18 protein-coding genes are annotated in these 13,213 nt (G+C 60.5%); 12 read left to right on the top strand and 6 right to left on the bottom strand.

Annotated elements, in window-relative coordinates; genetic code table 11:
• The first annotated feature begins 24 nt into the window (after positions 1-24).
• Positions 25-882 carry a DMT family transporter gene (locus BN1125_RS16355; RefSeq protein ID WP_042013551.1) on the top strand — a complete coding sequence of 286 codons (858 nt, stop codon included), beginning with the start codon at positions 25-27 and terminating at the stop codon, positions 880-882.
• 4 nt (positions 883-886) lie between these two features.
• Here the strand turns inward: BN1125_RS16355 and BN1125_RS16350 are convergent, their stop codons facing one another.
• The gene (locus BN1125_RS16350; RefSeq protein ID WP_042013550.1) at positions 887-1,477 is read right to left on the bottom strand and encodes a uracil-DNA glycosylase family protein; all 591 of its coding nucleotides are present in this window, start codon (positions 1,475-1,477) and stop codon (positions 887-889) included.
• Between the two features lie 99 nt (positions 1,478-1,576).
• Between BN1125_RS16350 and rarD the strand changes: the two genes are divergently transcribed.
• Positions 1,577-2,467 (top strand): EamA family transporter RarD, encoded by an 891-nt coding sequence (gene rarD, locus BN1125_RS16345; RefSeq protein ID WP_042013549.1) that lies wholly within the window; start codon positions 1,577-1,579, stop codon positions 2,465-2,467.
• On the opposite strand, the gene BN1125_RS16340 is transcribed toward rarD, so the two are convergent.
• Entirely contained in the window at positions 2,449-3,183 is a 735-nt protein-coding gene (locus BN1125_RS16340) for a substrate-binding periplasmic protein (protein WP_042013547.1), read from the bottom strand. The two genes, rarD and BN1125_RS16340, sit on opposite strands and share 19 nt — an antisense overlap.
• Before the next feature lie 45 nt (positions 3,184-3,228).
• Here BN1125_RS16340 and BN1125_RS16335 point away from each other — a divergent pair, with 45 nt between their 5' ends.
• Complete coding sequence (locus BN1125_RS16335; protein ID WP_042013546.1) at positions 3,229-3,573, top strand: GIY-YIG nuclease family protein; 345 nt, start codon at positions 3,229-3,231, stop codon at positions 3,571-3,573.
• Between the two features lie 78 nt (positions 3,574-3,651).
• On the opposite strand, the gene pspG is transcribed toward BN1125_RS16335, so the two are convergent.
• The 4 genes from pspG to BN1125_RS16315 all read right to left on the bottom strand — a co-directional run bounded on the left by pspG (position 3,652) and on the right by BN1125_RS16315 (position 5,729).
• Positions 3,652-3,870 (bottom strand): envelope stress response protein PspG, encoded by a 219-nt coding sequence (gene pspG, locus BN1125_RS16330; protein ID WP_042013544.1) that lies wholly within the window; start codon positions 3,868-3,870, stop codon positions 3,652-3,654.
• Between the two features lie 48 nt (positions 3,871-3,918).
• On the bottom strand, positions 3,919-4,125 hold the full coding sequence (locus tag BN1125_RS16325) for a PspC domain-containing protein (protein WP_042013543.1): 207 nt from the start codon (positions 4,123-4,125) through the stop codon (positions 3,919-3,921).
• 2 nt (positions 4,126-4,127) lie between these two features.
• The gene (gene pspA / locus BN1125_RS16320; protein ID WP_042013541.1) at positions 4,128-4,790 is read right to left on the bottom strand and encodes a phage shock protein PspA; all 663 of its coding nucleotides are present in this window, start codon (positions 4,788-4,790) and stop codon (positions 4,128-4,130) included.
• A gap of 210 nt (positions 4,791-5,000) precedes the next feature.
• A complete protein-coding gene (locus tag BN1125_RS16315; RefSeq protein WP_042013538.1) occupies positions 5,001-5,729 on the bottom strand; it encodes a 1-acylglycerol-3-phosphate O-acyltransferase in 729 nt (242 codons plus the stop codon).
• Positions 5,730-5,914: 185 nt separating this feature from the next.
• On the opposite strand from BN1125_RS16315, the gene BN1125_RS16310 reads away from it, so the two are divergent.
• The 9 genes from BN1125_RS16310 to BN1125_RS16270 all read left to right on the top strand — a co-directional run bounded on the left by BN1125_RS16310 (position 5,915) and on the right by BN1125_RS16270 (position 12,960).
• Positions 5,915-6,289, top strand: a complete 375-nt coding sequence (locus BN1125_RS16310) for a hypothetical protein (RefSeq protein ID WP_042013650.1) — start codon at positions 5,915-5,917, stop codon at positions 6,287-6,289.
• A 52-nt stretch (positions 6,290-6,341) separates the two neighbouring features.
• On the top strand, positions 6,342-8,396 hold the full coding sequence (locus BN1125_RS16305) for a protein-disulfide reductase DsbD family protein (RefSeq protein WP_042013537.1): 2,055 nt from the start codon (positions 6,342-6,344) through the stop codon (positions 8,394-8,396).
• Positions 8,397-8,405: 9 nt separating this feature from the next.
• Entirely contained in the window at positions 8,406-9,149 is a 744-nt protein-coding gene (locus BN1125_RS16300) for a DsbA family protein (protein ID WP_042013534.1), read from the top strand.
• A 3-nt stretch (positions 9,150-9,152) separates the two neighbouring features.
• Positions 9,153-9,671 carry a protein disulfide oxidoreductase gene (locus BN1125_RS16295; protein WP_042013532.1) on the top strand — a complete coding sequence of 173 codons (519 nt, stop codon included), beginning with the start codon at positions 9,153-9,155 and terminating at the stop codon, positions 9,669-9,671.
• 313 nt (positions 9,672-9,984) lie between these two features.
• Complete coding sequence (atcJ, locus tag BN1125_RS16290; protein WP_042013530.1) at positions 9,985-10,269, top strand: cold adaptation protein ActJcold adaptation protein ActJ; 285 nt, start codon at positions 9,985-9,987, stop codon at positions 10,267-10,269.
• Between the two features lie 26 nt (positions 10,270-10,295).
• Positions 10,296-10,826: a cold adaptation protein AtcA gene (atcA, locus tag BN1125_RS16285; RefSeq protein WP_042013529.1), complete on the top strand. Its 531-nt coding sequence runs from the start codon at positions 10,296-10,298 to the stop codon at positions 10,824-10,826.
• Between the two features lie 12 nt (positions 10,827-10,838).
• Positions 10,839-11,603, top strand: a complete 765-nt coding sequence (gene atcB / locus BN1125_RS16280; RefSeq protein WP_042013649.1) for a cold adaptation protein AtcB — start codon at positions 10,839-10,841, stop codon at positions 11,601-11,603.
• Between the two features lie 11 nt (positions 11,604-11,614).
• Entirely contained in the window at positions 11,615-12,517 is a 903-nt protein-coding gene (gene atcC, locus BN1125_RS16275) for a cold adaptation protein AtcC (protein ID WP_042013528.1), read from the top strand.
• Positions 12,518-12,711: 194 nt separating this feature from the next.
• On the top strand, positions 12,712-12,960 hold the full coding sequence (locus tag BN1125_RS16270) for a hypothetical protein (RefSeq protein WP_042013647.1): 249 nt from the start codon (positions 12,712-12,714) through the stop codon (positions 12,958-12,960).
• Positions 12,961-13,213: the final 253 nt, after the last annotated feature.

The following is a 13,213-nucleotide window of genomic DNA, read 5'->3' as shown; positions in this document are numbered from 1 at the left end:
CCCTCATCTGAAGTGGGAGGTGGTATGAATGCAGTCGGGATCGGCATCCTTTATCTGGTGCTGGGCAATATGGTGGCGGTCTTTTCCGATGCACTAGTCAAGGTATTGGAGCCGAGCCAGCCCATCTTCCAGTTTGTCTTTTTTCGCCAGCTCTCGGCCGCCATTCTGCTGATGCCCTGGCTGCTCTGGTCATGGCGCTGCAACCCGCCGGTCGCCATCAAGTGGCATCTGCTCCGGGCCCATATCTGGGCGGTCGGCGTTTGCCTGATGGTGGTCGCCCTCACTCGCTTGCCGCTCGCCACCGCTAATGCCCTCTTCTATGCCGCCCCCTTAATGATGGTGCCGCTGGCGGTGTGGATGGCGGGGGAAGCGATCTCCCGCCAAAAGGTGCTGACCGCGCTGATCGGCTTTATCGGGGTACTGATCGTGCTGCGCCCGACCGAAGTGAACTGGGCCGCGCTAGCGGCGCTCGGGGTGGCGCTGTCGATGGCGCTCAACAACCTGCTGATCAAGCGGATCCCGCTCAAGCAGCCCATCGCCCAGACCCTGTTTTTCACCAACGTGCTGAGCATGCCCTTCATTCTGGCGCTGGCATTGTGGGAAGGGGGCGACTGGCAGTGGCAGATGTGGTGGCCCGCCTTCGGCTCCTCAGCGCTGATCATGGTCTATGCGGGCTTGTGCGTGGTGGCCTATCGCAAGGCGGAGGCGAGCAAGATCGCCTCGGCGGAGTACACCGGTCTGCTGATGGCCGTCGCCATCGGGGTATGGCTGTTTGACGAGCAGCCGGGTCTGCCGCTGCTGCTGGGCTGTATCTGCATCGTCCTGCCGCTCATCGCCATGGCCCGCAGCAAACCCAAACCGCTGGCCGAAGCGGCGGTTTAAACGCTCAGGGTCGTTCCAGCAAAGGGGCGACCCTTTGCTGCAGATGGGGGACAATCTCCTGCTCGAACCAGGGATTCTTCCTGAGCCAGAGGGTATTGCGCGGTGAAGGGTGCGGCAACGGCAGCCAGCCGGCGGGGCCATAGTCGGCCCAGCTGCGTACCGTCTTGGTGAGTGACCCTTTGGCTGCCCCCCGCAGATAGTAGGCTTGTGAATATTGGCCGATCAGCAGGGTCAGCTCGATGTTGGGCAACAGCATCAGCACCTTGTCGTGCCAGGTGGGCGCACACTCGGGTCTGGGTGGCAGATCGCCGGATTTTCCCCTGCCGGGATAGCAGAGCCCCATCGGCATGATGGCGATGCGGGATTCGTCGTAAAAGGTGGCCTTATCGACACCGAGCCACTGGCGCAGCCTGTCACCGGAGGGGTCATCCCACGGGATACCGCTGGCATGTACCCGGGTGCCTGGCGCCTGACCGATGATCAGCAAGCGGGCACTCTCGGCCCCGCGGATCACCGGACGAGACCCCAGCGGCAGATGAGCCTCGCACAGACGGCAGGCCCTGATTTGTTCAAACAAGGTATCGATTCGCTGCATGACGTTGATAGTAACAGCATTTCTCTGTTTTCCCTCTTGTGGAAACAGGGCACGCCCCCTACTATCGCCATGAGTGTTTAATTTAATAAACGGACAATAATGAAAAACTGGCTAGGTACCGGCACCGCGACCCTCTCCTTCATCCTGTGGGGGATGCTGCCGCTCTATTATCAATTTATGCCCGAGGTCAACATGTGGGAGCTGATCTCCCACCGGGTACTCTGGTCTGTGGTGCTAGTGGGCGCCCTGTTTCTGCTGCTTGGCCACCAGGTGCCGTGGGCACGGTTGCGCAGTGAGCCGCGCCAGCTCGGCCTCATTCTGCTGGCGGGCCCAGTGATGTCCATCAGCTGGTGCATGTTCACCTGGTGCCTCACGACCGGACAGGTGCTGACCACCAGCCTCGCCTTCTTTATGACACCGCTGTTCAATATCGTATTCGCCGTGTTGTTCCTCAAAGAGCGGCTCACCCCGCAAAAGCATCTGGCGGTCGCCCTGGCGCTGGCTGGTCTCGCCTACATGCTCTTCTGCTACGGCCAGCTCCCCTGGTTCTCTCTCGTCATGGGGGCCAACTTCGCCTGCTACGGCCTTATCAAGAAGAAGATCCACTACGACACCGGCACCAGCCTCTATCTGGAAGCCATGGTGCAACTGCCCGTCGCGCTGATCATCATCGGCACGCTGGCGTGGCACGGGGAAGGGGCATTCGTGAACGGGGATCTGGCCGACAAGCTGCTGCTGATGGGCAGTGCGCCCGCCACCCTGCTGCCGGTGGGGCTGTTCTGCTACGCAGTGGCGAGAACCCGGATGAGCACCATGGGGCTGCTGCAATATATCGAACCCAGCCTCGCCTTCCTGCTCGCCATCTACTGGTTTGGTGAGGCGCCGGACCCCATCAAGGCGGTTGGTTTCGCCTTCGTCTGGGCCGGTTTGCTAGTGAGCCTGTTACCACTGCATCGGATCAAGCGCCGCCCTCAGAGCCTACCGCGATAGGACTCCAGCACCTTGTGCCAGCGGGGATCCCTGTCCATCTGCTCGGCGATGTCGTTGAGGGTGGCATGCAGCTCGGGGCGAGACTTGGGCAGCAGGATATGGCGGGTATAGCTGGATTGGGGGAAGGGCGAGATAAACAGCTTGCCCCGATAGTGCTGTGAGTCGATGAAAAAGCCCAGCGATGAACCACTCATCAGGGTCACATCGATGCGTCCGCGCACCAGCAGCTCAAGATTGGTCTTTACCTTCTTGGCATCGTGGCGCACCAGCTCGCCCCGGCTGGCTGCATCGTCGATCCCCTGATAGCGGTAGCCCTCCACCCCGCCAAACACCAACCCCTTGAGGGAGTCGGGCCCGCGATAGGTGATCGGCTTGTCGATACTCGAGACCAGCTCGTTGGTGTCGCGCATCACCGGAAAAGTCCAGAGATAGCGCTCGCGATGAGGATCTCCCACCCAGGCAGGATTGACCCAGACCACCAGACCGTCGAAGTCGGGAGCTGCCATCTCCAGCGCCAGCCGGGCGCGATTGACCAGCCAGAGCTCGATTCTGGGTTCACCCCCCAGCTTTTCATTGAGATACTTGACCAGCTCACGGCTCAGCCCTGCATCCCTACCGGTATTGAAGGGGGGATGCTGATGATAATCGTAGAGACGGATCGTCTCCCCCAGAGCCGGGACCGACAACAGTAACCACAACCAAAACCAGACTCTCATCGCACCTCCTTGAGCTGCCTCTGAGTTTGGCACAGAGAAGTACAAATGATAAAACCGTCTGACGGGATATCCCCGCACACCTCACTAGCCTCTTCTTGCTGGTTTATCTATATGGTGCGCACTGCCACCGGCCTGCTCTATACCGGGATCAGCACGGATCCACTGCGTCGTCTGCGTCAGCACCAGTGTGGCAAGGGGGCCCGCGCCCTGCGCGGCAAGGGACCATTGACGCTGGCGTGGCAGCAGGAGGTGGGTGAGAAAGGGGTAGCCCTGCGCCTCGAATATCGCCTCAAGCAACAGCCAAAATCCTTCAAGGAGCAGTTGATCCAGCATCCCGCGATTTGGCAGAGCTGGAGCCCACAGTGGTTAACCGAAGCGCCCAGCCCCTGAGTGTTGCTGGCAAAAAAGGCCACTCGATGAGTGGCCGAAAAGGGGAATCCAGGGAGCATCACACAACCCGTTGCACAACTACAGATAGGTATTATTGCGCTGACGACGGTGGCTGATCAGCCAGCAAACAGCCAGCACCAGCAGCAACCAGGGGGCCAGCTTGATGATCAGAGCAAGCATGCCGCCCAGCGCCCCAAGCAGCACAAACAGGCCGCTCACCAGCAACATGGCTACCAGAGTAAAGCCGGTCAGCGCCATGACCAGCAGCACCACCAGCAATATGAAAAATTCCAGCATAACTTGCTCCTTATCAGTACCTTGTCTGCCGACTGGGCAACCCTTCGGTCAATCCAGCCAGCGCTTCAATTCATAACGGGGCGGCATCACCAGCATCGCCAGCAGATAGGCGGCCAGAGCCAGCGGCGGCATCAGGATCAGGGCGAGCAGTGCCACCACCCGCACCGTGACTCTGGAGACCCCCAACCGCCTGGCAATACCGGCGCAGACCCCGGTCAGCTTGCGATGCAGCAGATCCTTGGGCCAGGGGCTCATGATTACACCTCCACCTTCTGGCCTTTGAGGCGAGCCAGCTCGCGCTCGATCTCGTCATTGAGCTCCAGCTCGCGGAACTGGGCTTCCAGCGAGGGATTCTGCCCCAAGGTGGCCGCCTCCAGCTGGGCTTCCAGCTGATCGACCCGGCCCTGAAAACCGTCAAAGCGCGCCATCAGCTCATGCATGCGCTGGTTGTCCACTTGGGCGCGGGCACGAATGCGGCTGTGGGCAGTCTGCTCGCGCAGGGTCAGCAGTTTCTGCTTCTCGCGCGCCTCGGTCAGCTTGGCTGCCAATCGCTCGCTGTCGGCGGTGAGCTGGGCCAGCACCTCGGCCACCCGGGCCTTGTCCTGCTCCAGTTGCTCATATTTCTTGGCTTCTGCCAGCTTCTCGGTGAGGGCGGCACGGGCCAGATCCTCACGCCCCTTCTGGATGGCGAGCTCGGCCTTGGCCGACCACTCCCGGATCTGTACCTGCAATCCCTGCTGGTGGCGATCCAACTGTTTCTGTTCGGCAATGATGCGAGCGGCCTGGGTGCGCATCTCGACCTGTACCTGCTCCATCTCTTCGATCATCAGACGCAACATCTTCTCCGGCTCTTCACTCTTGTCGAGCAGGCTGTGCAGGTTGGCATTGATCACGTCGGTGAGGCGGCTGAATACGCTCATGGTCTAGCTCCTTGTTGATGGAATGACAATCTCTTCTCAAGACAGTACAAGAGCCGTGCCAAGAAAAATTATTGTTGTTTTACAGATAGATAGTTATTTACCTAAGGAATTTAAATACTGTTTTCTGGTTAAATTCGCCAATATAGTGGTGATTTTTACTAACAAAAAAGGGAGCCCGTGGCTCCCTTGTCGATTCATCTGCGATATCTGTCAGGCGGCGTGGCTGTGGCCCAGCTGACTGTCCAGTTCGGCCAGTTTCGCCTCCATCCGGCTGCGGCAGAGCTCTGACAGCTCACGGATGCCGGCAGCGCCGTGCTCCTTGCTGCAGACCGGCGCCATCACTTCCACCAGCACTTCGCCATTGTCCCAGCGATTAAGGTCGACCTGACCGAAATAGCTGGAGCAGACGATGGGCACCACAGGCACTTCAGCCTGCACCGCTGTGTGGAAGGCCCCCGCCTTGAACTGCAGCAGGCCACGCCCCTGGGAGCGGGTGCCTTCAGGGAACATCCAGATGGAGGTACCGCGGTTCTTGATGCGATCCACCACCTGACCTATGGTGCCGATGGCACGGGAGCGGTTGGAGCGGTCGATCAGCACGTTGCCGGAGAGCCAGAAGATAAGGCCGAAGAGGGGCAGCCAGAGCAGGCTCTTCTTGCCCACGGCAACGACGCCGGGCTGCACCGCACCAGTCACGGTGAAGATATCGAAGTTGCTCTGGTGGTTGCAGACGTAAACCGCCGGGCCGACCGACTGGACCTCGTCGGCCACCGTCACCTTGACCCGCAAGCCGATCAGCGGGCAAACCGCGTGATACATGCGAGCGAAGACATAGACGTTGTTGGGATGGCGCGGACGAACCAGACAGAGCAGCAGGCCGAACAGGAACCAGAAGATGAGCAGCAGACCAAGCAGCAGCACACGGGCAATTTTGAGCATCGAACACCTCGAGTTTTAACTCGGCGCAGTATACTGATCCCCCTTTTAGCGAACAAGCGTTCGCCAAACAGAACCGACCACCCTCCCCGTCGCGCCACCCACCGTACTGCTCATCAATACGCCGCCGACTTGCCCCACCCGCCATTGGTCGCTAGGATGGCCCCATCTTGATGGACGGGGCGAACATGATTTTGCAACAACGGGTAGCGAAACATCTCCTGCTGCTGCTCTGCCTGCTGGTGCTCAATTGTGCAGCCCAGCCGCTGGCCCGGCTGGCCCTGCTCGATCACGCCCTCAGCTGTCAGGTTCTGCCCGTGCCAGGCACAGTGACGGATCAGGCTGATGACCAGACCAGCCCGCAGCCCAGCAGCTGCCAGCTCAATGGCAAGTGGCTGAGTGCCGCCACCCTGCTCTGCGTCGAACAGCTCTTCTTTGCCGTGGCCGTGCTGATCGCCCTGCTTGCCCCCCTTTGGCGCTACACACCGCCACTGCCCCCTCCCAGAGTCATCTCGCCGCCCGAGCGGCGTCTGCACCTAACCCTGTGTGTCTGGCGGGAATGAGTTCGGCTGCGTTCACACGTTAGCTATCACTCATTTTTGCGAGACCAAAAAGATGTCAAATCTCTTCAAGGCGGCCCTGCTACTGGGCGGTCTGCTGTGGCAATCCATGGGATTGGCCAGCGACACGGGCTGGCTCACCAGCCCACAGAATGATCACGCCCGGGTACGGCTGCAGGCCGACCGCAGCACGGCAGATCAGACCCGCATCCTGCTCGATGTCGAGCTGGAGTCTGGCTGGAAGACCTACTGGCATAGCCCTGGAGAAGGGGGCATAGCGCCCCAGATCCTGTGGGACGAGCCGGTCGGAGACTTTCAGTGGCGCTGGCCGGTGCCACGTCACTTCGAGGTAGCCGGGCTCAGCACCCAGGGTTATCAGGGGGAGGTGACCTTCCCTCTGAGCCTCAACTATCCCGCCGGGCAACCGCTCAAGGGAACTCTGCGCCTATCGACCTGCAGCAATGTCTGCATCCTGACCGACTTCCCCTTTACCCTCGCGGTGGATGGGCAGGCCCCAGCCGACTTCGATTTTGCCTGGGCGAAGGCGATGAGCACCCTGCCCCAGCAGTTGCCCGCCGAAACCCGGGTCGAGCTCGGTTATCAGTACAACCAGCTGCAACTGCGCGCCGAGCGGGCAGAGGGCTGGCAATCACCAGCACTCTTTATCGACGGGCTGAAAGGCGCCGCGTTTGGCAAACCTGCGCTTGAGGTCGAGGGCATCACCCTGATCGCCCGGGTGCCGGTGAGCGATGGCTGGCAGGGGGATGCGCCGGATCTGCGCGGCCAATCACTCGGCCTGCTGCTCACCAGCGGCGAACAGGCGTGGCAGGGCAAGGAGACGATCGGCGCGCCGATCGCGCTGCCCAACCAGAGCCATTCGCTGTTCTGGTTGCTGGGGGCGGCGCTGCTCGGCGGCCTTATCCTCAACCTGATGCCCTGCGTGCTGCCGGTGCTGGCGCTCAAGCTGGGAACTGTGCTGCAACATCAGGATCGTGAACAGGGAGCGGTGCGCAAACAGTTCCTCGCCGCCAGCGCCGGGATCATCGCCTCCTTCTGGGTGCTGGCGGCCATGAGCAGCCTGCTGCGCGCCCCCAGTTTTGGAATGAGTGGGGCCGTCGGTTGGGGCATCCAGTTCCAGAGCGCCGGTTTTATCGGCTTGATGGTGCTGGTCACCCTGCTGTTTTGCGCCAACCTGCTGGGACTGTTCGAGATCCGCCTGCCCAGCGCCCTCAGCACCCGCCTCGCCACCAGCGGCGGCAACGGCCTCGGCGGTCACTTCCTGCAGGGGAGCTTCGCCACCCTGCTGGCTACACCCTGTTCGGCCCCCTTCCTCGGCACCGCGGTGGCGTTTGCGCTGACGGCGCCGCTCAGTCAGCTCTGGCTGATCTTCACCGCTTTGGGGATTGGCATGAGCCTGCCCTGGCTGCTGGTGGCTGCCCTGCCACGGCTCGCCCTCTGGCTGCCAAAACCGGGCCGCTGGATGAATCACCTGCGCATTCTGCTCGGGCTGATGATGCTGGGCTCCAGCCTCTGGCTCACCAGCCTGCTCGACAACCATCTCGGCAGTTATGCCACCGGCTGGCTGATGGTTGCCATGCTGCTGGCACTGCTGACTGGCATCATCTGGCGTTACGGCATGCGCGGCTTCACACTGGCTATCGCCCTCGCCGCCCTGATTGGCAGCCCCCTGCTGCTGAGCGGAGCCTTTAGCGCGCAGGGCTCGGCCAGCGTTGACAAGGTGGTCTGGCAGCCGCTCTCTGAACGCGCCATCACCGATGCGCTGGCCCAGAACAAGCGGGTCTTTATCGATGTCACCGCCGACTGGTGTGTCACCTGCAAGGCCAACAAATACAACGTGTTGCTGCGCGATGAGGTGCAACAGGCCCTCTCGGCCCCCGATGTGGTGGCCCTGCGCGGCGACTGGAGCAAGCCAAACGAGACCATTGCAGCCTTCCTGCGCCAGCGGGACGCGGCCGCCGTGCCTTTCAACCAGATCTATGGTCCGGGCTTGCCGCAAGGGGTCACATTGTCCCCCCTGCTCGACAAAGCTGACCTGCTGACCACATTGCACAAGGCTGGCCTGCTGCAGGTTGGCACCACCCGATTTTAAGGAGTAACCATGAAACCGACTCTGAGCACCCTGACTCTGCTGGCCTCTCTCTCTGCCGCCCTGCTGGCCCCTGCCCTGCATGCCGCCCCCTTCACTCCGGAGCAAGAAGTGCGCATCAAGGAGCTGATCCGCGAGACCCTGATCGCCAACCCCAAGATCCTCGACGAAGCGGCCGAATCCTGGGAGAAGCAGAACGCGGCAGCCCAGGAGGCGCAGCTTGGCAACTTCATCAAGGGCAACCAGGAAGTGCTGTTCAACAGCGCCACCAGCCCCCGCCTCGGCGCCAAGAATCCCAAGCTGACGTTGGTGCTGTTTACCGACTACAACTGCCCCTACTGCAAGCAGTTCGATCCCCAGCTGACCAAGCTGCTCAAGGCCTACCCCGATGATCTGGGGCTGGTGATCAAGCTGCTGCCGTTCAAGGGGCAGACCTCCGCCAAGGCGGCCCAGTACAGCCTGACCCTGTGGCAGCAGGATCCCGCCCGCTTCCTCGCCCTGCACGACAAGCTGATGAGCAAGCAGGGGATGCTGACCGAGGCGGACATCAACAAGGCGCTGGCGGCCACCGGCAACACCACTCTCAAACCGGAAAACAAGGCGACCGAGGAGCTGCGCAATAGCCTGCGTATCGGTACGTTGTTAGGCGTGCAGGGCACCCCGGCGATCCTGATTGGCAACCAGCTGGTACCGGGCGCCATCCCCTATGAGGAGCTGGAGCTGCTGGTGCAGACCGAGCTGGCTAAACGGAGCTAAGCCATGGCAGAAACGACAACTCCCCGCTGGCGACGCTGGGGCAAGGAGGCGATCTGGCTGCTGCTGATGGCGCTGGTTATCTCCACCCTGCTGGATCTCTGGCGCAGCCCGACCCTGCCGGCGGGGGCCATGAGCGCCCCCTTCACCCTGCAGGATGGCAGCAACACGGATCTCGCCACCCTGAGCCGCGGCAAGCCGCTGCTGGTCTACTACTGGGCCAGCTGGTGCGGGGTGTGCCGTTTCACCACCCCGACGGTCAAGCAGCTCTGGCAAGAGGGTGAAAACGTGCTGACGGTGGCGCTGCGCTCCGGCAATTCGGAGCAGTTAGGCAAGGGGATGAGCAAGAAGGGGCTCACCTTCCCGACCCACAACGACGAGTCGGGGGATCTGGCCGCCCGGTGGCAGGTGGGGGTAACCCCGACCTTCCTCATCATCAAGGATGGCCAGCTGGTGAGCAGCACCACCGGCTGGAGCTCGGGACTCGGGCTGAAAATGCGCCTGTGGTGGGCCGCTCTGAGCTGATATCCGCCCCTCTGTTACGACAACGTCCGGCCATGCCGGGCGTTTTTTTTAACAGCAGTCACAGCTGGCACTCCATTTTGCTGACAAAATAATCACCAGCTACGACTACCCCCGCCTCTGCCAAGAAGATGCCGACAAGAAACAGGGGCCACGACACCCTGGACGCAACTTGCTCGCCATATCGCCTGCAATTCATGGCGGTACGGATCTGTTTCCGTTAAAATGACGGGTTTTTGCCGTGCCCGGGTTTCCAATCCCCACCCTCAGGCACCCGCAGTATGAATCCGATGATGCCAGTGATGCAGGATCTGCCATGAACAACTACTTTCGGGTGCTGGGCGTCAAGTCCAATGCCAACGAAAACGACATCAAAAAAGCCTATCGCCGGCTGTCGAACCAGTACCACCCCGATAAGCTGTTAGGGGCGAGCGAAGAAGAGCGAGAGCTGGCAGCCATCAAGCTGCACCAGATAAAGCAGGCCTATGAAGTGCTGTCCGATCCGAAACAGCGCGCCGCCTTTATCAAGGATTTCAACAATGTCATCGTGACCGATCCCGCTGCTGCCATGCAGGAGATGTGGGATCAGTTCTACCCCTGATGCCGGAACAAGACAAAAGAGCCACTATGCAAAAAAAATGGGATCAGGCGCGTATCAAAGCACTGATAAGCGACGCCAGTGAAAACATCGAATCCTACCGGGATCAGGACGACCCCAAGGCGCTGGAGCAGTTCACCGGCAAGATGAAGACCCTGCTGCTGGCCGACATGAGCATGCTGGAGTTTATGCCCGAATACCTGCCGCTGGCCCTCTATGGCCGGGTGCAGTTTCCGGCCAAGGCCAAGCCCGAGTGGAACAAATGGCTTACCAACGGCGTACAACCCACATGGGACGAATTCAAGGTGTCGGTGGCGTTCAACAATGGCGACCTGCCGCTGGTCAAGGCGGTGCGAGCCCAGAGCGAAGAGCAGCTGATCGAAGCCTGCGCCGTGCTGTTCCAGCTCGACAACCCGCTGCCGCGCGGTGGCCGCCGTGCCGATGACGACTATGAACTGCGTGACGACGAAGATGAAGACGGGGAAGATGCCGACGCCGACTACAACGGTGATGGTGACGACGACGGCGATCAGGATATGTACGACGAAGTACGTTTCTAATTGGGGCAACGCATGAACAACAGTCTGATAGAAATTACCGCCATCGAGATCAAAGAGCTGGCCGTTATCGAGCCGAAGCAGGCCAGCGAAAAGTTCGAGCTGATCGCCAAGACCATGTCTGACGAGCAGCTGGGCGAAGTCATTGAACAGATCGATATCGTCACCCTGACCCAGATCAACGGCCAGCATGACATGTCATTCCCCTCCATCATCGCTGAGCTGATGACCCCGGAGCGGATCCGCGACATCGTCTGCCAGCAGCCGCTCTATTGGGAAGAGGCGATCAAGAACAACGCCGACGAGCTTCAGCAGCACACCTTCGACTTCCTCAACTACCTGATCCGCACCCAGGAGAGCGAAGCGAAGCAGCGGGAGATCCTCGAGTGCGTCGCCGACGATCCGGCCGGTCTCTTCTACCTCGCCATCCCCTTTATCGAGTTCTACCGTGGCGACCGCTTTGATGATGACGAAGGGTTCCACGACACCCTGCACGCGGAAGAGGAAGATCTGGAAGAGGCGCTCTCCTACAGCAATCGCCAACAGAGCGAAGATGCCCACGACTACGCGCTGGATGACCCGCGCAGCCTGTTGATGCTGATCCGCGAGCTGACCCCCGAAGTGGAGAAATCCATCAAGGCGCTGCTGCGCAATGAGCACTCCAGCTGGGAAGGGATCATCAACAAGTTCGCCAGCGAGCTGGTGATGCAGGCCAAAGAGAAGAACAAGGTCGAGGACGAGTACGCCGAAGTCGACGACATGTTCAGCTTTCTGGATTGAGGAACCCTGCCATGCAACTAGTGATACGCGACGTCAATCAGGGCCCCTTTCTCACTCAGGTGCTGCGCTTTGGCCGTGAAAATGAGCGGCTGACCGACCAGCAGCTCGCTGCCATCAAGGGCAAGGCGGCGCTGATGAGCCTGAAGTTCGCCGACAAGTACTACAACAAGTACAAGATGCATTTACTCGAACAGGCCGCCCACGACGTGATCGGGGTGGTGAGCCTCGGCCTGCAGGAGCTATCCCAGCGTGACACGACCAAGGCGCTCGCCCTGCTGCAAGCGCCGGAAGGCCCCATCAAGCCGTTCCAGAAGGGCTGGTCGATGCTCATCACCGTCAGCCCCAAGCAGGCAGGCAACAGCCTTTACGGTGACGTGGATGCCCGCCTGCTGGACAAGATCTCGAGCCCGCCCGATGTGGAGGAGTGGCAAGGGTGGCAGGAGTACGAGAAGGCGCTGACCGAGCACAACAAGAGCCGCCTGATGGAACTCATCGACCAGCACTTCTTCGCCTGCGAGAGCGACCACCCCACCATGGAGGACAAGCTGGCAGAAGCCCTGCTCTACCGCATCCTCTGCGGCAAAGGCAGTGGCGCCGCCACGCTCAAGGTGAAGCAGGATCTCAAGCGCAAACTGGCGCGGGAGATTGAGCTCGACGAGCGCTGGTATGACACCGACTATCTCGCTGCCCAACTCGCCCTGATGCTGAGCGCGCTGCCCGCCGACATGGCCGCTGCCCTGCGCCAGGAGCTGAGCCCGGGCTTTGTGTCCAACCTGCTCCACACCCTTGGCTTCGTGCGCCAGTACCAGCTGCTGCAAAAAGAGAACGCCTCACCGGAGAAGCTCGACAACATGGAAATGCGCGCCGGGCTCAAGCATCCCCTGCTCGGCTGGCCGCTCTACCACGACTTCTAAGGCCGCTTTCGCCGCCCATCAGTCGCACCACAACGCCCGGCCTGCCGGGCGTTGTTATATCTGCCACCTGCCCCCATCACCCGGGATCACGCCACGGATGAAGTGATCGACTCCCCCTGCCACGCTACAATGCCCCTCTCTCTATCAACTGCGAAGAGATGGCCGTGAGTCGTAAACCCGATCGCATTACCGCCATGCAGCAGATTATCGATGCCGTAAAGGCAGAATTTCCGCTCTATCAGCCAGACACCTTCAAGTGCGGCCCTAACAACACCTGCATCGGTTGCCCTAAAAAGCTCATGGAGCTGGTGGATACCGAGCTCTGCTACTGGCAATTTCAGATTGAGCGCGGCATTCCCCCCTCCTTCGACGAGCTCAATCGCTTCGGCAAGATGTGCAGAAATATCCGCCGGGCGCAGCTTGTTACGTGGCAACATGAGTGAAGTCACAGGTTTTCTCAATTCAATCCTGGCTGTGTGAACTTCATCACCATTTAAAATGCAAAAATTAGGTGCGGAATAACGGGTCCACATATACAGGATCTTTAGCGGCAACCAATTGAAATAGATATGAAAAAGGCTTCGTTTGTGATCTGATTCTATCGCCAAACAAAATCGCCACGCCCGAAGCCATGACGATTATCCACGCCAACCACTATCTCAATCAACTCCTCGCTCCCGCCGAGCTTGAGCGCAT

This window comes from Aeromonas fluvialis (assembly GCF_000819885.1).
Classification (GTDB): Bacteria; Pseudomonadota; Gammaproteobacteria; order Enterobacterales; family Aeromonadaceae; genus Aeromonas; species Aeromonas fluvialis.
The sequence above is the reverse complement of the archived record's forward strand: the minus strand, read 5'-3'. Positions and strand labels throughout refer to the sequence as shown.

Coding starts and splice junctions, on each gene's coding strand:
- BN1125_RS16355 (WP_042013551.1), top strand. CDS start 25: ATGAATGCAGTCGGGATCGGCATCCTTTATCTGGTGCTGGGCAATATG.
- BN1125_RS16350 (WP_042013550.1), bottom strand. CDS start 1,477: ATGCAGCGAATCGATACCTTGTTTGAACAAATCAGGGCCTGCCGTCTG.
- rarD (WP_042013549.1), top strand. CDS start 1,577: ATGAAAAACTGGCTAGGTACCGGCACCGCGACCCTCTCCTTCATCCTG.
- BN1125_RS16340 (WP_042013547.1), bottom strand. CDS start 3,183: ATGAGAGTCTGGTTTTGGTTGTGGTTACTGTTGTCGGTCCCGGCTCTG.
- BN1125_RS16335 (WP_042013546.1), top strand. CDS start 3,229: ATGATAAAACCGTCTGACGGGATATCCCCGCACACCTCACTAGCCTCT.
- pspG (WP_042013544.1), bottom strand. CDS start 3,870: ATGCTGGAATTTTTCATATTGCTGGTGGTGCTGCTGGTCATGGCGCTG.
- BN1125_RS16325 (WP_042013543.1), bottom strand. CDS start 4,125: ATGAGCCCCTGGCCCAAGGATCTGCTGCATCGCAAGCTGACCGGGGTC.
- pspA (WP_042013541.1), bottom strand. CDS start 4,790: ATGAGCGTATTCAGCCGCCTCACCGACGTGATCAATGCCAACCTGCAC.
- BN1125_RS16315 (WP_042013538.1), bottom strand. CDS start 5,729: ATGCTCAAAATTGCCCGTGTGCTGCTGCTTGGTCTGCTGCTCATCTTC.
- BN1125_RS16310 (WP_042013650.1), top strand. CDS start 5,915: ATGATTTTGCAACAACGGGTAGCGAAACATCTCCTGCTGCTGCTCTGC.
- BN1125_RS16305 (WP_042013537.1), top strand. CDS start 6,342: ATGTCAAATCTCTTCAAGGCGGCCCTGCTACTGGGCGGTCTGCTGTGG.
- BN1125_RS16300 (WP_042013534.1), top strand. CDS start 8,406: ATGAAACCGACTCTGAGCACCCTGACTCTGCTGGCCTCTCTCTCTGCC.
- BN1125_RS16295 (WP_042013532.1), top strand. CDS start 9,153: ATGGCAGAAACGACAACTCCCCGCTGGCGACGCTGGGGCAAGGAGGCG.
- atcJ (WP_042013530.1), top strand. CDS start 9,985: ATGAACAACTACTTTCGGGTGCTGGGCGTCAAGTCCAATGCCAACGAA.
- atcA (WP_042013529.1), top strand. CDS start 10,296: ATGCAAAAAAAATGGGATCAGGCGCGTATCAAAGCACTGATAAGCGAC.
- atcB (WP_042013649.1), top strand. CDS start 10,839: ATGAACAACAGTCTGATAGAAATTACCGCCATCGAGATCAAAGAGCTG.
- atcC (WP_042013528.1), top strand. CDS start 11,615: ATGCAACTAGTGATACGCGACGTCAATCAGGGCCCCTTTCTCACTCAG.
- BN1125_RS16270 (WP_042013647.1), top strand. CDS start 12,712: ATGCAGCAGATTATCGATGCCGTAAAGGCAGAATTTCCGCTCTATCAG.